19 protein-coding genes are annotated in these 25,195 nt (G+C 41.9%); 7 read left to right on the top strand and 12 right to left on the bottom strand.

What is annotated here, in order from left to right; all coding sequences use genetic code 11:
• The 3 genes from purB to ENH88_RS19555 form a co-directional block, all read left to right on the top strand.
• Nucleotides 1-1,109: adenylosuccinate lyase (gene purB / locus ENH88_RS19565; protein WP_304184868.1), on the top strand; the 1,109-nt coding region annotated here is incomplete at its 5' end.
• Nucleotides 1,110-1,191: 82 nt separating this feature from the next.
• Complete coding sequence (locus ENH88_RS19560) at nt 1,192-2,337, top strand: cupin domain-containing protein (protein ID WP_304184867.1); 1,146 nt, start codon at nt 1,192-1,194, stop codon at nt 2,335-2,337.
• A 12-nt stretch (nt 2,338-2,349) separates the two neighbouring features.
• Nucleotides 2,350-2,808, top strand: a complete 459-nt coding sequence (locus ENH88_RS19555) for a GNAT family N-acetyltransferase (RefSeq protein WP_192540542.1) — start codon at nt 2,350-2,352, stop codon at nt 2,806-2,808.
• An 85-nt stretch (nt 2,809-2,893) separates the two neighbouring features.
• On the opposite strand, the gene ENH88_RS19550 is transcribed toward ENH88_RS19555, so the two are convergent.
• From ENH88_RS19550 to ENH88_RS19530, 5 genes are all read right to left on the bottom strand, one after another.
• On the bottom strand, nt 2,894-3,358 hold the full coding sequence (locus tag ENH88_RS19550) for a DUF4826 family protein (RefSeq protein WP_414704869.1): 465 nt from the start codon (nt 3,356-3,358) through the stop codon (nt 2,894-2,896).
• A 130-nt stretch (nt 3,359-3,488) separates the two neighbouring features.
• On the bottom strand, nt 3,489-4,280 hold the full coding sequence (locus ENH88_RS19545; protein ID WP_304184866.1) for an SDR family oxidoreductase: 792 nt from the start codon (nt 4,278-4,280) through the stop codon (nt 3,489-3,491).
• Between the two features lie 26 nt (nt 4,281-4,306).
• Nucleotides 4,307-4,810: a DUF962 domain-containing protein gene (locus ENH88_RS19540; protein ID WP_304184864.1), complete on the bottom strand. Its 504-nt coding sequence runs from the start codon at nt 4,808-4,810 to the stop codon at nt 4,307-4,309.
• Nucleotides 4,811-4,902: 92 nt separating this feature from the next.
• Nucleotides 4,903-5,322, bottom strand: a complete 420-nt coding sequence (locus ENH88_RS19535) for a hypothetical protein (protein WP_304184861.1) — start codon at nt 5,320-5,322, stop codon at nt 4,903-4,905.
• Nucleotides 5,323-5,403: 81 nt separating this feature from the next.
• Nucleotides 5,404-6,078 carry a Crp/Fnr family transcriptional regulator gene (locus ENH88_RS19530; RefSeq protein WP_304184860.1) on the bottom strand — a complete coding sequence of 225 codons (675 nt, stop codon included), beginning with the start codon at nt 6,076-6,078 and terminating at the stop codon, nt 5,404-5,406.
• Between the two features lie 49 nt (nt 6,079-6,127).
• Here ENH88_RS19530 and ENH88_RS19525 point away from each other — a divergent pair, with 49 nt between their 5' ends.
• Nucleotides 6,128-7,438 (top strand): amidohydrolase, encoded by a 1,311-nt coding sequence (locus ENH88_RS19525; RefSeq protein WP_304184858.1) that lies wholly within the window; start codon nt 6,128-6,130, stop codon nt 7,436-7,438.
• An 81-nt stretch (nt 7,439-7,519) separates the two neighbouring features.
• Here ENH88_RS19525 and ENH88_RS19520 read toward each other — a convergent pair whose 3' ends face one another.
• From ENH88_RS19520 to ENH88_RS19510, 3 genes are all read right to left on the bottom strand, one after another.
• Nucleotides 7,520-11,968 carry a di-heme oxidoredictase family protein gene (locus ENH88_RS19520; RefSeq protein WP_304184857.1) on the bottom strand — a complete coding sequence of 1,483 codons (4,449 nt, stop codon included), beginning with the start codon at nt 11,966-11,968 and terminating at the stop codon, nt 7,520-7,522.
• A gap of 463 nt (nt 11,969-12,431) precedes the next feature.
• A complete protein-coding gene (locus tag ENH88_RS19515; RefSeq protein WP_304184856.1) occupies nt 12,432-12,836 on the bottom strand; it encodes a GNAT family N-acetyltransferase in 405 nt (134 codons plus the stop codon).
• A 24-nt stretch (nt 12,837-12,860) separates the two neighbouring features.
• On the bottom strand, nt 12,861-13,205 hold the full coding sequence (locus ENH88_RS19510) for a MerR family transcriptional regulator (protein ID WP_304184853.1): 345 nt from the start codon (nt 13,203-13,205) through the stop codon (nt 12,861-12,863).
• 63 nt (nt 13,206-13,268) lie between these two features.
• Between ENH88_RS19510 and ENH88_RS19505 the strand changes: the two genes are divergently transcribed.
• The 3 genes from ENH88_RS19505 to ENH88_RS19495 all read left to right on the top strand — a co-directional run bounded on the left by ENH88_RS19505 (nt 13,269) and on the right by ENH88_RS19495 (nt 15,069).
• Complete coding sequence (locus tag ENH88_RS19505) at nt 13,269-14,042, top strand: MBL fold metallo-hydrolase (RefSeq protein WP_304184850.1); 774 nt, start codon at nt 13,269-13,271, stop codon at nt 14,040-14,042.
• A gap of 248 nt (nt 14,043-14,290) precedes the next feature.
• Nucleotides 14,291-14,563 (top strand): DUF1778 domain-containing protein, encoded by a 273-nt coding sequence (locus tag ENH88_RS19500; RefSeq protein WP_304184849.1) that lies wholly within the window; start codon nt 14,291-14,293, stop codon nt 14,561-14,563.
• Nucleotides 14,560-15,069 carry a GNAT family N-acetyltransferase gene (locus tag ENH88_RS19495; RefSeq protein ID WP_304184875.1) on the top strand — a complete coding sequence of 170 codons (510 nt, stop codon included), beginning with the start codon at nt 14,560-14,562 and terminating at the stop codon, nt 15,067-15,069. Before ENH88_RS19500 ends, ENH88_RS19495 begins: the two co-directional genes overlap by 4 nt.
• Before the next feature lie 45 nt (nt 15,070-15,114).
• Here the strand turns inward: ENH88_RS19495 and ENH88_RS19490 are convergent, their stop codons facing one another.
• The 4 genes from ENH88_RS19490 to recC all read right to left on the bottom strand — a co-directional run bounded on the left by ENH88_RS19490 (nt 15,115) and on the right by recC (nt 25,126).
• Nucleotides 15,115-16,149, bottom strand: a complete 1,035-nt coding sequence (locus ENH88_RS19490) for a GTP pyrophosphokinase (protein WP_304184847.1) — start codon at nt 16,147-16,149, stop codon at nt 15,115-15,117.
• A gap of 199 nt (nt 16,150-16,348) precedes the next feature.
• Nucleotides 16,349-18,283 (bottom strand): exodeoxyribonuclease V subunit alpha, encoded by a 1,935-nt coding sequence (gene recD, locus ENH88_RS19485; protein ID WP_304184846.1) that lies wholly within the window; start codon nt 18,281-18,283, stop codon nt 16,349-16,351.
• Entirely contained in the window at nt 18,280-21,855 is a 3,576-nt protein-coding gene (recB, locus tag ENH88_RS19480) for an exodeoxyribonuclease V subunit beta (RefSeq protein WP_304184843.1), read from the bottom strand. The genes recD and recB overlap by 4 nt, the downstream gene beginning before the upstream one ends.
• Entirely contained in the window at nt 21,842-25,126 is a 3,285-nt protein-coding gene (gene recC, locus ENH88_RS19475) for an exodeoxyribonuclease V subunit gamma (protein WP_304184872.1), read from the bottom strand. The genes recB and recC overlap by 14 nt, the downstream gene beginning before the upstream one ends.
• Nucleotides 25,127-25,195 lie beyond the last annotated feature (69 nt).

Below are 25,195 nucleotides of genomic sequence, written 5' to 3'. Positions count from 1 at the left end.
CCACTAACCACGATGTAAAAGCGGTTGAGTACTTATTAAAAGAAAAAGTAGCGAATAACGCCGAGCTACATGCAATCAATGAGTTTATTCACTTTGCGTGTACATCAGAAGACATCAATAACCTATCTCACGGTTTAATGCTCACTGAAGCACGTAATGAAGTATTACTTCCTTATTGTGACCAATTACTTAATGCAATTAAAGAAAAAGCCATTGAGTATAAAGCAGTACCTATGATGACCCGTACGCACGGTCAACCAGCAACACCTTCAACTATGGGTAAAGAATTTGCTAACGTGTATATGCGCTTAAAGCGTCAACGTGACCAAATTGCCCAAGTTGAAATGTTAGGTAAAATCAATGGCGCGGTTGGTAACTACAACGCTCACTTAAGCGCCTACCCTGACTACGATTGGCACAACCATGCTGAGCAATTTGTAACTAGCCTTGGTTTAACATTCAACCCGTTTACGACGCAAATTGAACCGCATGACTACATTGCCGAGTTGTTTGATGCGATTGCGCGTTTTAACACGATTTTATTAGATTTCGATCGTGATGCATGGGGCTATATCGCACTCAATCACTTTAAGCAAAAAACCATTGCTGGTGAAATTGGTTCATCAACGATGCCACATAAAGTTAACCCAATTGATTTTGAAAACTCAGAAGGTAACTTAGGCTTAGCAAATGCCATTTTCGCACACCTTGCGCAAAAGCTACCTGTATCTCGCTGGCAACGTGACCTTACTGACTCGACAGTACTGCGTAACCTAGGTGTAGGTATGGGCTATGCGTTAATTGCATACCAATCAACGCTTAAAGGTGTTAGCAAGTTAGAAGTTAATGAGCAACGTTTACTTGAAGAACTTGATCAAAACTGGGAATTGCTAGCAGAGCCAATTCAAACCGTAATGCGTAAATACGGCATCGAAAAACCATATGAAAAGCTTAAAGATTTAACCCGTGGTAAGCGCGTAAATCAAGAAATTATGGCTGATTTCATTGATGGTTTAGAGTTACCAGAAGAAGCTAAAGTTGAAATGAAAAAACTAACGCCAGCTAATTATATTGGTCGTGCTGTCGAGTTCATCGACAACCTAGTTTAAGCTTTCTACAACAACTTATTTTGTATAGACTACAAAGCGAAAGGCCCTTGCCTTTCGCTTTTTCATTTTTAATGGGCGCAGCATGTATCAACTAACTATAAATGGCTTAACTGAGCAACAATTTTTAACCCAATATTGGCAAAAAAAACCGCTATTGATCAAACAAGGTTTTGCAGACTTTGTCGACCCGCTTGATGCAAACGAGCTTGCAGGCCTTGCCATGGAAGAGAGTATTGAGTCGCGTATCATTACCAATCAGGATAATGATTGGCAGGCGCACCATGGCCCATTTGAAGATTTTGAATTGCTCAAAGAGCAACACTCTACGCTATTAGTACAAGCTGTGGATCATTGGCATCCAGCGGCTGCACAGCTACTTGAACCATTTCGATTTATTCCTAACTGGCGAATTGATGATTTAATGATCAGCTTTTCAACGCCAGGCGGCGGTGTAGGGCCACATTTAGATCAATACGACGTGTTTATAATTCAAGGTGAAGGCAAGCGTCACTGGCGCGTCGGTATGCCAGATAGCAACTTAAAACAATTTGCACAAAATAAAAGCTTATTACAAGTTGAGCAATTCCCCGCTGTTATCGACTGCATCCTTGAAGCTGGCGACATTTTATATATCCCGCCGGGCTGCCCACATGAAGGTTACGCAGTAGAAAATGCGCTTAACTACTCAATTGGTTTTCGCGCGCCAAACCAGCGTGATTTACTCTCAAATTTTGCTGATCATATTATTGATAAAGAAGTCGGTAATAGTCGCTATCAAGATCCAGACATTATGCTTCGTGATTCTAAAGGTGAGATCCAAACAGCCGAGGCCGAAACCATTAAGTTATTAATGCAAGCGATGCTAAATGACGATGTATTATTTAAAGCATGGTTAGGTACAACACTCAGTCAACCTAAACATGAAATGGATTTAATGCCACCAGAAGATTTATTTGATAGTGAACAAATAACCGATCTATTAGCGGATGATGATGTGGTTTTTGAACGTTTAGGCGGTACTCGTGCGTTATATCAAGTTTTTGAAAACGAAATACTTCTAAGCGTCAATGGCGAGAATTATAGCCTCCCGGTTAGTGATCTAGCAGCGGTTAAATTACTCACAGATCACACTATGGTGACAGTAGAGCAACTTAATAGTTCAAAAAATAGTTTAGTTTTTGCACAAACCTTTACTACACTTCTTAATGAGGGGATTTGGTTTTGCTAGGAGTATGTTTGTATGGGCTATCATATCAACAAGGTGGAATGGGAGTTAGGTAAGGAATTACTACAACAGATCAGAGAGCGGGTATTTGTATGTGAACTACATATTCCCAAACATATCGAGTTTGATAACCTTGATCGGTATGCTCATCATATACTAGTAACTGATGACAGTCAGGGGCCTGTTGCAACAGGCCGATTATGTAGTGATGGCCTGATTGGCCGCATTGCGGTGCTGCCAGAGCATCGTAATCGCTCTGTATATCGCTCACTCCTTACATATATTGTTGAACTTGCACAGCAACAAGGCTGTGATTGCGTCAGCATTAATTGCATTTTAAATGAGGTAGAGCGATTTAAACGCAATGGCTTTGAACAGCAAGGCCATGTGTTTATGGAAGCAGGTATTCCTCGGCTGCGAATGCAATGCCCGATAAATCGATTTAATACTAAACCATTCACTCTGGTGCATTAAATTAAAACAAAAAAGCGAACTAATTGATCTGGAAAACCAGTTCATAAGTTCGCTTTGTAACTCATTTATTTAACCTGAATTCAGGTTATTTAGCTTCGTTTAGCCATAACTGTTCTTTTTCATACATCTCATAAAGACCATGGGCACGATTAATTAAAAGATTAGCAAAATCAACTTGCGTTTTATCACGGGCACCGCCGCTATGAATGATTTGATCCGCCTTTAACTGCCATTGTAGAGAAAAATAGCGCAATACATCACGGGCATTTTCTGCAACCGATGCTAACGCATGATCCGTTGGTAGGCGACCGGTGATCACCCAATAACTTTTACCGTCTTGGCCTTTAAACTTCCATATTGCACATAATGGGGCAATAAATCGGCTTTCTTTTTCTATTAAGCTTTTTGGCATTACGCCCTTTTCTGCTAAATGCTTTTGTGCATTTTGAAAACACTCGCGTTGCCATACAATACTCTGCTGCTTTGCTTGTTCTTGTTCTTCTGCTGTTAGCGGTTTAGCTTGTTTTGATTCCACTTGTTCTTGTTCCATTACAATAGTTACTCTTTTACAACATTTTTTACACTTTAAGGGCATACAATTTATGGTGCAAGCAATAAACGACAAAACTTCCTCGTTGTCCGTGTGTTTGTTTGCTATTCAGCCAATAAACGAGGTTATGTTAGCGATAGCTGGTTCTTGCTGTTAAACGGTTAAATAAGCCAGGGAAAAAACGCTTAATCGTTGGCGCCCAACCACTGATCCCCTCACCTATTACAACTTCATCTTGCCCTTTCGCTATGGCGTTGATCATCTGCTTAACAGCAAGCGTTACATCCATACCATTTTCAATGGAATGTTCTGCCTTATTTTGCGCCACACCATGTTCATTAAGTGAATTATGGGCAATAGCGGTTTTTATAGAACCTGGGCAGATCGTTAAACAATGAATGTTTTTATTTGCAACCTCTGCGCGCAAACAATCCATAAAACCGACGACTGCGTATTTAGAGCCAGAGTAACCCGTTCTAAACTGAGAGCCAACTTTGCCTGCGACACTACTGATTGATACTACAGAGCCACCGCCATTTTTAACCATACTCGGTAACACCGCTTTAGTGAGTGCCACTAAACCAAAGTAATTCACTTCCATTAACTGGCGGTATACTGAAAAATCATTTTCTAAAAATAAACTACGCTGCGACACGCCCGCGTTATTAATCAATATATCTACTTTACCAATGTCATTAATGTTTTTAGTTACGTATTCAAGTACCTGCTCTGGTTGAGATAAATCAAGAGCAATGATTTTATGTTGAGTGCCTGCTAATTCATTACTTAGCTGCTGGAGTTTTTCGACATTACGGGCTGATAAAATAACCTGCGCGCCCAGCTGTGCAAACTGAATTGCTAATTCTTTACCAATACCTGAAGATGCACCGGTGATCCACACTGTTTTATGATTGAAATTCATTAGTTACCTTTATTTTTATAAGTTGTTTAAGGTTTAGATGGACCTGCAATTTCAGTCACTTCATGTTCGAGTGTTTTATAGAAACCCAACATAAAAAGTAGCTCAACAAGCACAAACAAAGGTCCAATCACAAGGCCAACTATATCGTCAACAAACGCCGGTTTTTTGCCTTCATAATAATGGCCGATAAACTGTAACAGCCAACCAAGCACAAAAATCCCTACACTGATCAGCAACCAGTGACTAAAAGTGAGTTGCGCAATTGGTGCAGCGACAATAGATAATAACACTAACAGCACGGCCATAATTAATCCCAATGACACACTGAGCATTAAGTAATAAACCACTGACGCGAATACCGCAATCTGTGCGCCATTAAGCGCAAACGCTCCGATTGGTATATGAATACGTGCAAGTAAACAAATAACCGCAAATACAATCAAGGGGATACCAAAAAAGTGCGTTAGAACATTACGTTTTGAGCGGTGATATAAACCATAATTACCAAGTTGTTGTTGTAAGGTTTTCATCTTGTATTCTCGTTTTATTGGCTAATAAAACTACTTTAGCAAATAACTATAAAGTAACAATGTCTACTAGCTGACATTTAAAAAAACGCACACTACACTAACGCGCTGATGATTTTGCCTTTGTCGTGTTCAGGTGCTTTAGCTTGCAGCTCTCGGCCTTTTTGATACTCTTGCTCGAGCATTTTTTGCAAATTTTCCATTTGTTCAGACAGCGCGGTTGTATCACCTTCCTGATCGTGTATTTTTTTCGCTAACTCCTCTATAGCAGCCTTAAGCTCAGCTATTTTTTCTTTATCAACGCCTAATCGTTGATAAATAAGCGCTTCATTTGCCTGTTCGAGGAAACTTTGCTCATAGGTTGGATTCTTAAGCGCAGTGGTTGTATCAACTTTGCTAGTCTTTGCCACATCCACCAATGCGGTTGCCGCTTTTGGTGGCATCACTGGTTTTGTTTGATCCGGTGCCCGGTATGGCGCTGCTCGATACTGATCAGCAAACATAAGTGTAGTCATGGTTTCAATTCCATTGAGGATATGGGTTTATCACCAAATTAAGCAAATTTGAAGCCAGTTAGCTACATCCGAAAGAGCGCATTACTGTGCTAATGCCAGCAACTTTTCTTTATCGATAATTTCTACGCGTTGATAATGTAAAGATACAATATTTTTTGCGCTTAGCAGTTGTAAGATTTGATTAATTGTTTGCCGAGTTAGGTAAGTCATATCTGCAAGTTGTTGCTGCGATAACATCACGGCTTGGCGATCACCCGACTGCGAAGTAACAGCCATCATCAGCAATCGTTTACAGAGTTTTTGCTGAGCTGTTAATAATGCATGGTCTTCAAATGATGTAAATAATAAACGCATCTTATGCGACAACAGTACGCCAAAGTCATGCCAATACGCGGGTTCATTGGCCAGTAACTGTACTAGAGAGCGATGCGGGACAAACAGCAGTCGCGCAGCTATTTGTGCGTGTACGTCATGGGTGCGCAGGCCGCCATCAAATAAAGCCACTTCACCGAACCAAGTAGCAGCGTCGATAAAAGTCAGCACCGCCTCTTTACCTTCGCTATTAACGCCACTGACTCGCATTACGCCATTAAGCACAGCATATAAACCTGCATTACTATCACCACGTAGAAATAACGCTTCACCAGCATCAAGTTGCATAACCTTTGCGTGTTGTAATAACGACTGCTGAAATTGCTTAGAGCGACTATTAAACCAATTTCCTTGGTTAATTATCGCACGGTCCTGTTCATTCATTGCGGTTTACTCTACATTAGTTAATGCACAAATAATAAAAGGGATTGCTATGTTAAACAAAATTATTATCAGCAGTATATTACTAAGCACACTATCTTCACCTAGTTTTGCAGCAGCTTCTAATGAGCAGCTAAACGTAAATCTTCAAAAAGCCAACCACAGCGTCAGTGAAAAAGTGATCACTTGGCGACGCCATCTCCATCAATATCCAGAACTGAGTAACCGCGAATTTGAAACCGCTAAATACATTACCAAGCACTTAGAAGCACTGGGTTTAGAAGTACAAACTGGGGTAGCCCATACCGGTGTGGTTGCTAAACTTAAAGGCGGCAAAAAAGGCCCCTTAATAGCGCTTCGTGCAGACATGGATGCCCTCCCTGTGACTGAACAAGTTGATTTACCGTTTGCTTCTACTCAGACCTCTACCTACCGTGGTAATGAAGTTGGTGTGATGCATGCGTGTGGTCATGATAATCATGTTGCCATTTTGATGGCTGTGGCCGAGTCTTTGGCTAAAGTTCAAGATGACTTAGCGGGTGATGTATTATTTGTCTTTCAACCAGCAGAAGAAGGTGCCCCTGAAGGTGAAGAAGGCGGCGCTGAGCTAATGCTCAAAGAAGGCTTATTTAAAGAAAAACCTGAAGCCGTATTTGGTTTACATGTAACCAGTTCATTAAACACCGGCCAGATTGGCTTTCGTGAAGGGCCGCTGATGGCCAGCTCAGACTCGTTTTCAATCAATGTGCAAGGACAACAAACTCATGGCTCACGACCATGGAATGGTGTTGATCCGATCGTTGCGGCCTCGCAAATTATTATGGCTACGCAAACAATTTCGTCACGCCAAGTTGACGTCACTAAAGCGCCTTCAGTGATCTCCTTTGGGGCAATTAATGGCGGCGTACGTTCAAATATTATTCCTGATAATGTCGAGTTAATTGGTACTATTCGTACTTTTGATCAGGCAATGCGTGCTGATATTAAAAAACGCTTGACGAAAACCGCACAGCTAGTTGCTGAATCAGCCGGTGCTAAAGCGGATGTGCACATAGATCATGGTTACCCAGTAACAGTCAATAACGTCGGGTTAACGCAAAAAATGACGCCGACGTTAGCTAAAGTCGCGGGTCAAAGTAACATTATCACTACTGATCTCATCACTGGGGCTGAGGATTTTAGTTACTACGCGTTAGAAACGCCGGGGCTATTCTTCTTTCTAGGTGTAACACCGCAAGGTCAAAATGCAAAAACGGCTGCAAGTAATCATTCGCCACAGTTTTTCGCCGATGAAAAAGCCTTACAATTAGGTGTCAATGCGATGACCCAGTTAGTTGTAGATTATTTTGCTATGACAAAATAATCTACGCAGAAACACTAATGCTATAAAACGAATATACCCACACTAAGTGGGTATATTCATAAAGTACTTAGCTGCTGATTTTTAAAGTGAATTTAAAAATGTCAGTACTGCTGACTGGTCATTTACTGACAAGCTTTCATAAGCAATTCTTGAAGCTTGCGCTTCTCCATCATGCCATAAGATAGCTTCTTCTATCGTTCTGGCGCGGCCATCATGTAGGTAGCTTGGCTGTGCAGTACAAAACTCATTGCCTTGCCCGCCAAGAATATTATCCACACCGCCTGTCACACATGCAGATAAACCAATGCCCCAAAGAGGTGCTGTTCGCCACTCAGCGCCAGTGGCCAAGCCTTCACCTAAGTTATCAGCTAAACCAGGTCCCATATCATGCAGTAATAAATCAGTATATGGGTGAATAGTTTGTGCTCTTAGCTCAGAGAACGGGTGATATTCACTGGTTTCGAATGTGCCAGTATGGCAACCTTCACAGCCAATTGAGGTAAAGAGTGTTTTGCCTAATTGCACTTGCGGATCGTCAAGGTCGCGCTGAGCACGTACGCCAAGTAAAGCAATGTATTTACTCAATTCGTCAAGGTGTTGATCAGACACTTCAACACCTGCATTACCACAACTTGATTGTGATGCGCCGCAGTCTGGATTTGGGAAAACCGAATTGGTCACCCCCATATCAGTATTAAAAGCCCCCGCTACTTGGTGCTTAATAGATGCAGCCGCAGCTTTATAACCAAAGCGTCCTAAACGTGTTTGGCCTGTAATAGGATCGGTTACCCGTTGTGCTTTACCCGAAATCCCATCGCCGTTATTGTCGTGCTCATCAGCTAAAGCTAATACGGCACTCTCTGGGATAGCCTCAAGTAAACCTAAACCAACTAATTGGGGGGCAATACGAGCAGAGTAACGCGCTGGGGTGGTTTTACTAAATTGGTAGTTAGGCGAGCGTAAGCCATTACTTTGAGCCCATGATGCAATAGTAACATCCCCTTCACCTTGCGTAGCATCGTTAATACCAAGGTTTTTAGGCTGTAAAACATTGCCTAATAAGGGATGAGAGTTGCCATTAATATCGGCCACTTTAAACACCCACTTAGCTAAAGAGCCACCTACTTCTGGTGGCGCAGCGCGACCATTACGTACGTGACATCCCGCGCAGCTGTCATTAATATAATGCGGGCCTGACTTTCCTACAACGGCATTAAATACACCATTTTCACCATTTAGCTCATCGTGCTCACCATTGACAAAACTACTGTGATGAACACGTCGCCCTTGCACAAATGTTTGGCCATTTAAGCTCGATAAATTAGTCGCCATTTGCATAAAGTGATTATCTGGCTCATTGGTATAGTTATAAGGAAGTGTGGTTTTACCACCTAGCCAACCTTGCTCGGCAATCGGGTATGAATCTTCTCGTTGTGATGAAGGATCGTTAAAGTCCCCTACTGTTTTCCAAGGTACCAATCCTTCACCGACAATATATAAGTAAGTGGTGCCATAATAGTTTTCACGGCCCTCTGGTGGTGCATCCAGAAATTGGCTAACTTCAAACTCCATGCGTTGACCAACTTCAAGTGGTAAAGAACCACCAGCAGGCTCCCAATTTAACGGTCGATAATCATCAATAATGACGCGATAACGGTATTGATCACCAGATCCGCTGATCTTATTAAAGTCTGTATCATAACTACCGTTATCCAACTCAACCACAGCACCACCGCCAAAGTAATTGCCATGGTACTCAGCAACAGTTCCTAAACCGCGATACCAAGCGCGAAACTCTCGTGCCCCTAGTTTCCACTCAGTAATAAAGGTCACTTCTATCCGTGAGCCACCTTTGGCGACAAAGTCAGCTATTTCAAATTGCGCAGTACGGTGTGCCCAGTAATGGGATAAATAATGATCATAAATTTGAAATTGATCTTCCTTGGCATGGCGGTCACGACCACGATCGGCGAACCGGGTAATTAACGCATCTCCTCGGTCATAGCTAATAGCCGGCTCTAATTGCGTAGTCGTATCGTATAAAGGGATCACATTGCCTAGGTTGATCTCACAACCTTGACTATTTACTTGGCTGCCTGCAGGTGTATTTGGGCATTGATCTTGGCTGTCACTCACCCCATCATTATCACTGTCATTTTCTGTTTGGTTGGCAAGGTTAAATTCTAGCCAATTTAAATTAAATTCACCGCCCGTCATTTCAATACGAACAGTGTGCACACCTTCATTTAAAGTAACCGACGCGATTGTTTGACTAATAAACGTTTGCCAGCCACCGGTTGTAGGCACAACATCGCTGGCAATCACGTTACCATTAATCGATACAATGTATGTACCGTTACCAATTTCTGATGCAACACGAGTTGTTAAATTATACGTACCTGCGCCAAGATTAGCTTGAAACTCAAGCCACTCACCCGCGGATGTCCAACCTACATTGTAACCACCGCCACTATCACTTGTGGTTTCAATGTCGACATCATCGTTGCGATATTCTCCACCAGTATTACCCGCGTCATTATCTAAATAGTTACTGTAATCTTCAGCTTCGAGACGAAGTTGCTCGGTTACCACTATACTGCAACCTTGAGCATCAACAACATCACCCATCGGCGTGTTTAAGCATTGATCAATATCATCATTGACACCATCGCTATCTCCATCACCATTATTCCCTGAAGCTGGATCTGAAAATGTATGCGTTTGTTCAGCTGTGTCTGTAACAACACCATCATTTTGTAAGTAGGTAAACCAAAAGCTAACCACATCACCAGCCACGAGTCCTGTCAGAGTGAGTTCATTCCGGCCATTGATAACTTGCATACGAACATTTTGTTGGTCACCGCCATTGATTGTATAATGCACGTCAGCCCAACCGGTGCTGTTAACGTAAAAAGTAAGGCTATCTGTTGAAGGTTGCTCTAAACCATCGGGTAAAATAATCACAGGGCAGCCTGTGGCATCAACCTCAATACCAGCTTGGGTACCAGGGCATTGGTCAAGGCTGTCATTGACACCATCTTGATCGCTATCGTTTGGCGCACTGCCGCCGCCAGTCCATGTAATATCATCAATGGCCATTTGGAAGCTATAATTTGGCTCCTCAGTTGCGACCGATACAATATTAAAATGATTTTTAATCGATTGTAATGCGACCATGCTCCCAGCTAAATCAGTTATAGGAATACTTACTTCACTCCACTGACCGTCTCGCACCAGCCCATATTGGTTAATATTGGCTGGAAAGGTGATCCAATTCTCATTAGTGTAGGTATCAGCGATACCTATTCTAAAACTAACATCGGCAGGAATTTTAATATTAAAGTTAAGGTGGCCATCTCTAAAATTACTCATATCACGTGCTTGACGACTTTGAATACCTGCTCCAAACCATTGATCAGGCGAATATTGCCACGCAATAACGTCACTTCCCTCATAAGCCGTGGTTGTACCTTGGCTGAGTGAATTTTGATTCCAAATATAAATATCGGCATTGCTACCAGCGACTAACTCATTATCGCTAGGGCCTTCACTAAATACATTAAATGTGCCGACTTCTGGTTGCGTTAGATTGCCATTGAATACTTCGCCTTGACCATCTAGTTCATAAACACGAACATAATCGACCACCATTTTTCCAGGTAATGGCGCAGTGACTTGTTCGTTTGTCAGCGCATCGGTAAATAATCCCCCCACTGCAAGGTTCATTAATAAATAAAATGGCGCATTAAACTCACTGGATTCAGCGGTTATCGCAAATGGATTATCAAACATATCGTATTCAACACCATTGTCTTCAACGGTGAAACGAATTTCATCTTCTGTCCAATAAGTTCGATACGTTACGAATCGGTTTGTAAGTGGTGTTGATGACAAATGAGCGTTGTCTGTTTGATACGCCACACTTGCGGCGCATGATGGATTACCAGTACTGCAGGCTGCATCCGCATAAAAAATTAAATTTGATCCTGTATAGTTATTACTCGGTGCACCAGCAAAGCCAGCATCACTTCGCCCTGCTTGAGATTGCCCCATTTCCATGATGTCAATTTCGCCTTTAGCAGGCCAATCTGCGGTACTGGTACCGAGCATCCAAAGCGCAGGCCATAAGCCAGTATCCACATCAGACACTTTCATTCTAATTTCTATCATGCCGTATTGCACAGCTAATTTATTTTTGCTTTGTAATTTACCAGAGGTAAATGCTTTACCGCCAAGCGCTTCATTTCGCGCTTCAAGAACAAGCCCCTTGTTGCCGGCCTCCCCAGCAATATCACTAATGTAGACATTATTTTCGTTATACCATTGTAGCTCTTGGTTGCCCCAGCCACATAACCCTTGATCACAACCATCACCAACATCGATATTCCAAACGTCAGTATTTAAATTATTAAAATTATCTTCCCAAAGTAAATTGCCCACGGCAGCATTACTTTGCGAGGACGCACAAATGATCAGGCTTGCAAACCCAATATTTGCAAGCCTCGTGGTTAACTTGCTGTTAGTTTTCACTGTATGTCTCCAAATGTAATTTATAAAACTTCTTTAGTGGCTAACCACTAAAGAACGAGTCCTTTTTATTCATCTCACAAACAACAGAAATGAAAGCGCTTACATTGAGATCCATAGCAATTCCGAACAATTGCAATGTAGCGCTTTTCAAACATACGCGTAGTAACAAACCATCCTTTTTAAATAGTTTTAGCGTATGCAGAGTTATAAACTTAGCATGTAAGCGCTTACATTAACAACTCAATAACAACAATTATAATAAATTAACTTTACCAGCTCTGATTTAGCGATAAGTTATGAGCCGTTGTACGATTGGAATGTAGTCATCGGGGCTTGCTAATAATGCAAAGAGTACGATTTTAGGTGCTAGACACCTATATAATACGCGCTAGATTATAGAGTTTACCCTAAGCATTAATGAAGCAACTTATCAATAACCAAAGAGAAACACTGAGTACTTGTATCACCAGCTGACAGACATTTTATAATACTGCACACCTGCTTTATCAAACGCTGGGCCTTCAACTTCCATCCCAAACTGTTGATAAAAACTACTCGCGGTTGTACGTGCATCACACCAAAAATAGTTAATGTTCAATTGTTTTAGATATGCAATAACATGGGTGATGACTGCAGAGCCAACGCCCCTGCCCTGAAAGTTAGCTAAGGTAGCAAACTTTCTTAAGCGAGCGACATTTCCTTGGCTATAAACTGACGCGACACAAACCAATTCATCATTTAAAAAACCACCAAAGTGAGTGGCCGTTTCATCTCCCACTACTTTGCAAAATTGCAGCGGCTTCTGCGGCCACAAAACACAGTGCCTGATCGGTAACGCCTGCTGCCATGTGATTTGTTTTATTTTCATAATCCCTCAAATAAAGTAATAAACTTAGCTACAAAATGACTTCAACATATTATCTATTACGGCTATCGCGTTACGATCTTGGCTAATTCGCTTAGCTAGTAATGCTTTTTTGTCTCGTAATTGTTTGCTGAATTCAGGGCACAAACTCCCTAAAGCTTGGTAACGCTCATAGCCTACTTTGATTTCAGTTAGCGTAAAACCGATAGTCTTGCCACGCTCAATAAAAGCTAGCTCCTGAAGCTGAGCTTGACCATAATACCGATAACCATTACCCGCTCGTACTGGTGGCGTTAACATGCCTATCTTCTCATAGTAACGCAACGTATCGCGAGACAGTCCTGTTTGTTTTTCAAACTCTGCAATTTTCATATTTAAATACTTGACTATGGAGTAACTTCACAAATTACCATAGTTTTTTAATTAGGAGAAATTATGAAAATTACACAGATCAGAAATGCAACCTTAGTCATCGAAGTTACAGGCAAGTATATTTTACTTGATCCCATGCTTGCCAAAAAATCAACTTTACCGAGACTACGTTACTATAAAAGCCAACAACGAAACCCACTGGTTGAATTACCCAGTGCATTCCACCAACTTGAAAATAAGATTGCATACGCTTTGATCACTCATTGTCAAAAAGGCCATTTCGATCATTTAGATAAAGCAGCTGAACGCTGGCTACGAAACAATGAAATTACTACATTTTGCACTAAACACGATTCCCGCTACTTAACTAAAAAAGGGATCAACACTGAAGTATTAAAAGAACAATGCAGCCCGTTTTTCAACGGCACAATAGAGCAAGTTGCAGCAAAACATACAACAGGCTGGCTCACCCCATTTATGGAACATGGTGTAGGGTATTTTATAAAACTTGAGAATGAAGCAACCCTTTATCTAATGGGAGATACTATTTTGACCAATGAAATCAGAGAGTTTATTAAGAAAAACCAACCTGACTATATTGTCGCCCCCACTGGTAAAGCACAATTCGATATTGGTGCACCGTTACTGCTTACTGAAAAAGACATTATTGAATTAGCATCGCTGAGTACAGGCATAATCATAGCTAATCATATGGAAGCACTCGATCACTGCCGTATAAGCCGCGCAGATTTAACCATACTTTTGAGTCAACATAACTTATTAACACGATTTATCATCCCTGATGACGGTGAAACCATAGAGCTTAATGGCAGATAAATATAGGCACGATGAGCATAAGGGCCAGCCTAATACTTATGCTCTATGTTTTTTATTGATAACTTCTTTTCACCAATTGTTTCAAGCACAATTGATTGCTTACTGTTAAATAAACCTATCATATAAAATACACATTTCAGCTCTTATTAGCTCCGCCATTCATGTGCCATAATGGCACGCAGCTTGCCAGTGCATAAAAATCATACTACAATTCGCTTGTGCCACTTTGACACTGAATGGAGATTATTATGAGCACTGCATTACCTAGAATTACAGCGCGTGTAGATATTGATACACAAGAACTGCTATCACAAGCCGCGGCTATTGCTGGCATGTCTAGTATTAATTCGTTTGTGCTGAGTTCTGCTGTTGAAAAAGCAAAAACGATTATGGAACGTGAGCGTGCCCTACAATTAAGTCAGCAAGATACCATGACTTTAATGGCCGCGTTAGACCAACCAGCAAAACCAAATAGTAAATTACAAAGTGCAGCTACTCGTTATAAAAATAAAACTCAATAATGGATACTGTCCAATTAGACAAAACTAAGCATGACCGAAGCCGTTTTGACTGCGGTATTGTCGCACTCAATAATTACTTAAAGGTTATGGCAAGCCAACAAGCTAAGAAAGACAATACGCGTACATTTGTGCTTGAGGATAAGCAATGCCCTGAACACATCATTGGTTTTTATACATTAACAATGACAGCAATTAATCTTCCAGATTTACCCGGTAAATTACAAAAAAAGCATCACAGTGTAACTTCCGGTGGTTTAATCGCACGTTTAACAATCGATCATAGATATAAAGGCCAAGGTTTCGGTGAATGGCTGTTAGTTGATGCACTAAAAAAACTATTAATAGCAAGTGAAACTATCGCCTTTCCTATCGTCATTGTTGACGCAAAAGAAGGTGCTGCTAATTTCTATGAAAAATATGGATTCACTTCATTTAAAGACGCAGATAACAAATTGTTTATCACCATTGCAGATATTAGAGCGAGTATTGGTGAGTTAATTTATTGATTTATAAGTGGCCGCCTGTGTCTAGAAGCGGCCGAAAAAGGTTTGTTATGTTTTTTCTACTAAATGTTTAAACTCATTTTTTCTACTTTTAACACTTTCAGCAAAAGGAGCTTCAAACCGATTAATAAAGTCTTCAGATAAGAACTCTAAAGCCTGCCTAACAGATCCCGTAGCCGAGTATTTACAGTTTTCCTGTTTTTCCGGGTCATATGGTGGGTAAGCAGCTTCAAACGCTTGACATGCTTTTTCAGTTTTATTTAAGATAACTTGAAGCTGTTGCAACGTGTTCACACCACAAAACTTTATTTCTGCAACCAGTTCTGATAGCTCTAAAGTTTCATCTAGTACACGGTCTGGGTGTTTCCACTTTAGAAACGCGATTAAACTATCTATTTCTATTTCTTGGGTCATTACAATATTATCGCTATCGTCTATAGCACCTTTAAGCTTTTGTTGATAATCCTCACGAGCATCTCTTATATGCTGAAACTGATCATCCGCAGTTTCAAATAGCCCAGAAAGTGCATTCAATTTTCTACGTAGGTGTTTAGGGACATCAGATTCCTGTTTATAACTTAAGTGATGAGCAACAAGTGCCCAAGCATCTTGCAAAATAGTCCTTACTTGAATTTCACATCTCAAGTCCCTAATATCGTTGTAGCGCTCTCCAACATAGTTTGCCTTTAATTTAACTATGTAATGAAGGGCGCCATAACCGAAACGCTCTATGTCATCAAGCTGAACCTTATTGACTTTTTCTATAATATCAAATGATTGTTCAATTTTTGTCTCGATAGATGCACGGTCTTTCTCATACAAGAAAACTACCCTCGCGGCAGCAAAATCAGTTATTGATTTAAATGAATCTTTATAAGATTTTCTGTATATCTTTTCGCAAAAACTTTCTATTGATTTACTTCTAGATGAAATCGATGCAACTTCAACCTCATTTATAGATAAAGTATTTGTAAGTATATAATCTACTTCTTCAGATAGCCGTTTATAGCGTTCAATGTTGTCATAATAACCTCGAATTAATTCTGGAGATTCTTTCCATAACTTCTCTTGGTAATGATTCAAAAAAACCTCCTAGACACAAGATTCGATATTAAAAATATAAGTGTAATCAATTGTATATTTAAGCAATACAATTATAAAATTAAAACGTAATTTAATTTTATATGATGAATACCAATAATATTAAAGCTAGTAAATAATCTAAACACCGCACTTGTCTCTAATCTCGCTAACTTTACTCTTGCTAACTCGCTTGCTCAACTTACGTTAACCTCTCATACAGCCCTGATGCTCTGCTTACTGATTTATTCATGGCCATTAATAACACTTTTTTGTCGGCGACAAGTTCGAAGGTGTTTTTGGCGCGGGTGATGCCGGTGTAAACTAACTGACGATTGATGCCTGCGGTTGCTTGATTTGCTGGTGGCAGTACCATAGCGGTGTAAGTAAATTCAGAGCCTTGTGATTTGTGAATGGTCATGACATACACTTTGTCGTGGGCGGGCAATCGCGCTGGCGAAAATGCCCGTTCACTGCCCTGCTCGTCGATAAATACTGCTTTTAATTGGCCGTTTTCATCGAGCATTAAAATACCTATATCACCATTAAATAATTTTAGCTGATAGTCATTTTGTGCAATCATGATCGGCATGCCCACGTAATGGCGCTGATCAGGATTTAGGGTTATTAAGCCTTGTTGAGCAAGTTGCTTCTCAATACGGTGATTTAAGTTATTTACGCCATAATCACCTTCGCGCACGGCGGCTAGTAATTGGTAGCTGGCAAAGGCTTTATGTACTGCAGCACAGGTTGCTTGCTGAGCAATTAATTGCAGATACTCGGCGTATTTACTGGCGGCACTTTGCACCAGTTTATCAAGTGGTTGGCTGACTAAATCATAATCAAAGATCACGTCTTTAAATGCGCCGCTGTTTACCTCTTGCTCTACGTAATTGAGCTTGCCACTGTTGTTGGTATTCACCGCTTGTGCTAATTGGCCAATACCGCTTTTTGCATCAAAGCGATAACTGTGCTGTAAAAATGCAATACAATCAGCGAGTTTAAAATCACTTGGGTTACTTTGCAGTTTATCTGCGCCGTTAAAACACAGTTGATTCAGCTCTGCGCAGCGCTCAACAGAATAACTTGGTGTTTGGTCAAGCACTAAGCCTTGGCATAGGTCGCTCATTACACTGCCGGTATCTACCGAGGCAAGTTGGTCTTTATCACCCAATAAAATTAACCGCGCGTGAGCTGGCAATGCTTCAATGAGTTTTGCCATCAAGGATAAATCCACCATCGAGGCTTCGTCGATGATCAACAAGTCAAGGTGCAGCGGGTTGGCCGTTGAATGCCTAAATTTATTAGTAAAGGGTTTAACCCCGAGTAAACGGTGAATCGTCTGCGCACTTTGCGGTATCAAGGTTTTTATGTGCTCAGGAATATTAGTGAGTTTGTCTTTTGCGCCAAGTATTGATTCACTTAATCGTGCTGCGGCTTTACCAGTCGGTGCCACCAGCTTAATACTCAAGGGGGCATGTTGATAAAGTGACTGCAATATCGCTAATAATTTAGTCACTGTGGTGGTTTTACCTGTGCCTGGGCCACCAGTGATCACACTAAACCCTTTTGTAGCGGCCATCGCACAGGCTACTTTTTGCCAGTCTATTTTTTGCGGATCAGTGCTATCGGTTTGCTCCGTTGGAAAGTAGCGTTCAAGCAACTGCGCGAGTGCGTGGTTATCAACCGTCACCGTTTGTTGGCTCATCTGTAATAAACGTTGTGCAAGGGTATGCTCGTACCCTGCGAGGCGGGCAAAATACAGTCGGTTATCAAATAACAACAAGGGTTTTTCAGGGCCAACACTGGCATGGTTTTGTAAGCAAATAAGTGCCTGCTCGGTGCTAAAGCCATCATTAAATGGGCTTAAACTATCTGGCACGCTTAGTACCAGCGGGCTAAACTCTGCTTGGCGTAAATTAAACGGGTTTTGCCAATCAAGTTCGTTCAGCGTTAAGCAGCTATGCTGGCTTTGCTGAGCATTACTGAGCAATAAAATCAGGTAAAAAACATCATCATGTTGATGTTCACAAAGTAATTCCGCTAGTTTTATATCAACCATGCGCACACGATTTTCACTGAGCAAATAATCCAGTAATGGCACTATTACAGGACTAGTTTGTTGTTCGGTGTTCATAACATGGTTCCTTCACTAAACAAGCCATCTAAGATCAGCACTTGTGCTGTGGTTAGCTTTTTAAAATACACGCCTTTACCCTCGCTCATGCCGCGTAAAAAGGTGTAATACACGCCGCCTAAATGTTGCTCTATGCGGTAATTAGGTAGCCGTTGTTTTAATAACCGATGCAAAGCCACGGTATAAATTAAATACTGTAAATGATACTGATGGCTACTCATTGCTTGCTCTAGGGCATCTTGCTCGTAGTCACTTGCTTGGCTACCTAAGTAATTTGATTTGTAATCTAAAATATAATACTGATCGTCATAGCAAAATATTAAATCAACAAAGCCTTTAAGCAGGCCTTTGACATCATAAAAATCCAACCGGCTTTGATTAAAAGCAAACTCTTTAATTAATACCGCATTTAATTGCTTGGCTGATAAGTGACTCAATGGCAAGTTAAATTCCATCTCCACTAAACATTGCTGCGGGGTTAACACGCCAAGGCTCAAGCCTTGTTCGTTCAATGGGCAACTTAGTGCATCAAGCACCCATTGCTCAGTGGTTGTTTGCCACTGCTCGCTAATGTGGTATTTTTTTAAACTGCGCTCAACCACAGCAGCTAAGCTTTGCTCTGCGTTAGTCGGGTGAACTGCTGGCTGGGTAAAATCGAGTTGTTCAAAAATTTCATGTAAACAACTACCAGGTTTTGCACCTTTCGGGAAGCTATATGGTGACAGAACTGCATCTTGCTGAGCAGCAAACTCGTCTTTTTCGTGATCTTCATCGCTGCGCCCAGGCTCTATATGATCGGTGTACTTTTTAAAACTCAAGGCACTAAAACTGGTGGCGCGCCAATTACGTTCAATACGGGCATTAACCTGATTAACAGTGAGTGTTTCACTGGCAGCTTTGCTGCTGGTAAACGTTAATACGCCCTGCTCGGCAAGTTGCTCTGAGTTAAATTGATGATAGCCCATTGCGTGGTTTGCAGCACAAAACGCTTGCAAATGCTCACGCCACACTTGGCTGCTGGTAATGTCTAAGCCTGCAAATAATACATGCCCTAATGAGCTACTTTGTATTGCTAAGCGGCTGCTTTGTCCTTGGCCAAGGTTATACATACCAATGGCACAAAAATGCACAGCACGGGTAAGTGCAACATACAATAACCGTAAGTCTTCTGCTAAACGTTCTTGTTGGGCTTTTTCTAGCGCCCCTTCACTTTTACTTAAATCGTAAATCAGCTTACCGTCTTGATGATAAAGCGCGTCTTTAGTTTCCCTAAAGCCACTGGCAAACGGCATAAACACCAGCGGATATTCAAGCCCTTTTGACGCGTGCATAGTGACTATTTTAACTAAGTTAGCGTCACTTTCTAAGCGCACTTGCACCGCTTCGCCGTCTTGCTGGCTAACCTTTTGCGCAAACCAACGCAGTAAACGCAGTGTGCCTTCCAGCTCAATTTGCTTTTGCTGGAGTATTTCAGCCAAATGCCTAAAGTCAGTTAACCAACGTTCAACGTTATAGCCTAAGCCCTGCCATTTAGCACTAAGCTGATTATGGCTAAGGAGATGTTCCATCATCGCCATGGCACCTTGTTTGTGCCAAATTTCGCTCAAGGTGGCAAAAAAGCTTAAATACTGTTGCCACTGGGTTTCGTCTTCATGCAACGCATATATGGCGTTATAACTGAGGCAAAATAACGGCCCTGCTAATACCCCGCGCAGTAGCGATTCATCATACTGACCGTGTAAAGCAGTTAAAAAATTCAGTAAATGGTGGCTTAACTCTTGATTAAACACGCTATCACGAGACAAATAGACGCTGGCAATATGCGCCTCGCTCAAGGCTTTTTTCATGATTTGTGCTTCAACACGATCGCGCACCAAAATACAAATATCGGCAGCTGTAATAGGTGTTGTACCAATACAAGCTCGCCCTTGGGCAGCTTGCTCCAGCAAGGTGACTATTTTATTGGCAAAATACTGCGCTAATTGTTGCTGACCAAAGCCTTTGCTGGTTGGTTTGTTTTTTTCATCTGCGGTGCTGTCTTCGAACACGCAAAATTCAAATGCAGTGGCAGGCTTGCCATCGAGTAAAAATGACTTATCGGCTTTTTTACCTTGTGCTGCGACTGGGTTAAATGGAATGGCGTCATTATAAATAAAGCTATTAGCGTGTTTACCAAATAGCTGGTTTACGCTTTGTACTACATCGCTACTGGAGCGAAAGTTAGTGCCTAAGGTAAATTGCTGCTCGTTTACGACCGCCTGCTTTGCACCAATGTAAGTAAAAATATCCGCGCCCCTAAAGCCATAAATAGCCTGTTTTGGGTCGCCAATCATGGCGAGGGTGGTATTTTCTTGGCCATAAATTTTACTAAAAATGCCGTACTGAATGGGATCGGTATCTTGAAACTCATCAATCATCGCCACCGGAAACAACAGCGCTATTTTTTGCGCCAATGTATCGCCTTGCTCGCTACCCAGTGCACTGTGTAAGTTACTGAGTAAATCATCTGGGGTGATCACGCTTTGCTCTTGCTTGCGCTTAACAATCGCGGTTTTTACCCAGCTTGCAGCATGTTGCACAATCGCTATCGCTAAGCCTTGATTCACTATAGATAAGAGTCTTGCGAGCTCATCAAATTGTGCAATTAGCGGATGAGTAAATAACGGCTGATTTTTTTTATAATTGCTGGCATCGCTGAGACTATCGCTGCCCCACACCGCAAACGAATATTTGCTGGTGCCAAACTCAAAAAAAGCCTCGTCGCCTAAACAAAATTCTTCCAGCGCTTGTAAGCTGCCTTTACGCGCCGGTGTTTTTGAACCACTCAGCCCTGAACTTTTAATTGCAGCGATAAACTCGCTCTCTAAACAGGCTTTTTTAAAGCTGGGTACTTTTGCTAAATATTGCTCGCGGGCTTGCCACACATCGTCTAACTTTATTTGTGGTGTGATCTGCGCATTGCCTTTATTTAAAATACTCGACACCTGTGAGAACAACTGCTCTGGCGCGGCGAACACTTTTAATATGGCATCGGTTTTTTCTTTATCTAGCGGGTATACAAATGCACGCCAAAAATCTTTAATGGTCTCAAGCAGAATATCGCGCTCATCGAGGATAAATTCTAAATTAAACGCCACGCCAGATTCAAACGCATGCTGTTTAAGCATCCGTTGGCAAAAACCATGTATGGTAAAAATTGCCGCTTCGTCCATTGATTTAGCCGCCGCATCGAGTAAGTCAAAGGCACGGTGTTTATCGTCAATTGCAGCAATTACGCCGCTTATCAGCTCATCATCAGGGTCTTGACCAAGCAAGGCATCGCGGGCGGCAATAATACGGCTGCGCACCCTGTCTTTAATTTCTTGGGTGGCGGCATCGGTAAACGTCACCACCAATATTTGCTCAACACTGAGCGGCACATTAACGGCTGCAGTGCGTTCATCAGCGTTTTGCATACCAAGTAAATAGCGTAAATATAAACCCGTTATGGTATAGGTTTTACCGGTACCGGCACTGGCTTCAATCAGGCTTTGCCCTGTTAGCGGCATAGTGAGTGGGTTAAGCGCTTGCATAGTCACTCTCCATGGCATGAGCAAATAATGGTGCCAGCAGTTGCTCGCTCCACTTTATAAATTCGTCTTGGCAATCGGCTAACGACTGCACGGTTAAGCGAATATAAGGGTCTTCCCCCTCGCCACGGCCAATGTATTGCGGGCTAAATTTACTCATTGCTTTGTTTATATCACCGCCGCTTTTAATGTATTCATAACCACTAACCGGAAAAAACGCCACCGGAGCTTGTCGTAACGCTTTATACAAAGCAAACCAATCGGCTAACAGCGCATCGGCAGCTGCTTTGCTAAGTGGCGCAAAACTAATTTGTTTATCAAGGCCCAGCAGTAAAGTTTCAACGTTTTGCTGCATGCTTTGTGCTGCTAAATGATAAATAAAGCCTTTGATCAGATCTTTGGCTTTAATGCTGGCACTGCGGTAAAACACCTGCTTTTGCAAATACACTTGGTTTAACCAGCCTTCTACTTGGGTGCTTTCAAGAATTAACTTAACCTCAATCGGCTCACTTTTGCCGCCCTTTATTTGCTCTTTCACTTGCCCTGCGAGTGCATCAACACGGTGCTGCATACTGTCGTAAATAATGTCGCCCACATTGGCTTGCGGTAAATCGCCGCGCTGCAGTATTTGTGCAGTGCTGAGCGGTTGCTCGTTAATATTCGCTTGCAGGATCTCATCGAGGTAAAAATAACGTTTTAGTGCATCTAAACTAAATGGCTCTTCGTCTTTGGCTACTTCATTAAATTGCGGTAAGCGCAAACCTAAACTTTGTTGATAAAAGCTCTCTTGAGCATGGCAGACACTGCGAATAAACACATCAAGATCAAGCTGCTCAGGCGCACTAACATTAAGGGCTGTTGCAGGCTCTGGCATTATTGGCGCAGTAGGTAGCCAAATTGGGTTATAGCTGTGATCACTTTGCAGCGTGTGGTTTAAACTTGGTTGATAATACTGGCTATTAAAGGGCTGCAAATGCTGCTGGGTAATTAAGCTCTCTGGTAATTTTTTATCGACCTGTTCAGCATATACAAAGCTGCGGCCAATGTATTCTAATAACTCGCTAACCAAGGTTGATGGCATGCGCGGTTGGTTATCAAAACACGAACGACCAATGTAGCTCATATATAAATTATCACGGGCACTGAGCAGTGCTTCTAAAAACAAATAGCGATCATCCAATTTACGTGATCGGTCACCTTTTTGCTTTTTAGAATACGGCACTAAATCAAAACCAATCGGCTGCACGGTGCGTGGGTAATCGGCATCATTAAGGCCAAGCATACACACCACTTTAAATGGCACCGCTCGCATTGGCATTAATGTACAAAAATTCACTTGGCCGACTAAAAAGCGTTGCCCTACGCCTTTTTCTTGAATACCTTGTTTGATTAAATAACTCACAATACGCTGCGACACGGCTTGGTTGTAATCGCCATTGTCGTGGTGCTTTTTCAGCTCGTCGAGCACGTTTTGCAGTACTAATAAATCCCAACTATCGTCGCTGTCGCTTTCATAAATTTCGGTTAATAGATTTGCCAAAATAGCGGCTTTGTTGATCAGCGTATCATCTGGGCTTAGTTGCTCTTTATAGTGTTGTAATACATCAATAAAATGTACTAATTTATTGAGTGTATCAAGCGCCATGCCTTCCACTTCATCGGCGCTGTAAATCCCTCTGTAAGGGCATTGTTCATCGCGCTGCGCAATCCCCAGCAATAATCGGTTTAAACCATGTTGCCAGGTATTTAACTCAATGGCGGGTAAGTCAAAGCTATGTTTATGCTCGGCGTTGATGCCCCATTTAACGCCAACGCGTTCCAGCCAATACTGAATTTGCTCGTACTCATGAGCTTCAACACTGAACTTTTCGGCTATTTGGCTCACTTGTAATAAGTCGAGAATGTCTGACACCCCAAAGCGCGAAAACGGTAAATTAGCTAGGCTTGCAAACGAACTAAGCACCGGCTTTTCTTGCTCAATGGCTAAATCCGCCAACGCATAAGGGATAAAGCGCTCGTGTTGCGCACCACCAAACACCGCTTCGATATAAGGACTATAAGTGCCTACATCGGGCATCATGACGATGATGTCTTTCGGTGTTAGGTGTTTATTCTGGTTAAACAGATTGAGTAAATAGTCGTGTAAACGCTCTACTTCTCGAAGCGGTGTATGGCAGTCGCTGAGGGTAATGCTGGTGTCGTCACAGCTTATTGGTAATTTGCCTTGCTCATTGATAAACCATGCTTTGTCTTCGCTTAGTGATTCGCCTTTAAACGCCAGCTGATAAATCTCACTTTGAATTTGGCCAAGTAAACTGTCATCAAATGCGTCAATAAAACCATCGAGCCAATTGGCGTCTAACTGTACTAGTTGCTCAAAATAATCGCGGCCAAGTTTTCCCCACGACGATAGCAGCGGATTACCAATAAAATAGTAATCTTGCTCAGGTTTAGATTGCGCGTCTAGCAAAGGTTTGATGGCATATTTAGCGGTAATTTTTGCGGCGGTTTTTTCATCAACAACATCACCCCAATAGTGCGCACTGGGGTTAAAAAAGAATAAGTTAACTTCTGTTTTTTGACTTAAAGCTGTAAACACCTCAAGTTGTGAGCTGGCAATCGCAGATATACCAAATAAATTAATGCGTTTAGGTAATAAACTAGCGTCCATCAATTCAAGCGCACTGAGCAGTTTACCTTGCATATTGGCGCGATGAAATTGGCTTTGGCCAAGTTCTTTACTGTGCTCAACAATGCGTCGCCACAGATCAGGCTGCCATGGCGCTATGCTTATGTCTACATCGTCTAGTTTATCAACGCCGCTGTCCCAGGTTGCGATCCAATGCGGCCGATACATTAAATATTGATCGTACACGTCGGCAATTTTTTCACACAGTGCAAAGGTTTTTTGCCCGTCGCTGTCGCCCGCTAAATAGGTTTTCAGCGGTAAGTACAGCGGTTCATCAATACAACTTGGTAATATGGCAAACAGTTTCCAAGCAAGGTTAGGCTTATTAAACGCCGATTCTTTGGGCACATTAGGCAATAACTGCTGATAAAGCTGCCAAATAAAGCTCGATGGTAATGGGAAGTCAACCTGCGCAGCAATACCGAGCTGCTCACTCAAACCAATTTTAAGCCACTGCGACATCCCTGGTGATTGCACCAGCACCACTTCTTTGTCAAACACACTAGGTAAGGGATTTAACTTTAACAGTTGATGAAACTGCGCTTGCAGGGCTTCCATCCGGTTTGATTGAATAATATTGAGCATGGCGACACTGTTGTTGCTTGAGATAAAACCAGTGTAAGATATTTTCAATTACAGGGGTAGCCAAAGTCG

Source organism: Pseudoalteromonas prydzensis (assembly GCF_011050055.1).
Lineage (GTDB): Bacteria > Pseudomonadota > Gammaproteobacteria > Enterobacterales > Alteromonadaceae > Pseudoalteromonas > Pseudoalteromonas prydzensis_A.
This window is presented reverse-complemented; position numbering and strand designations above follow the sequence as displayed.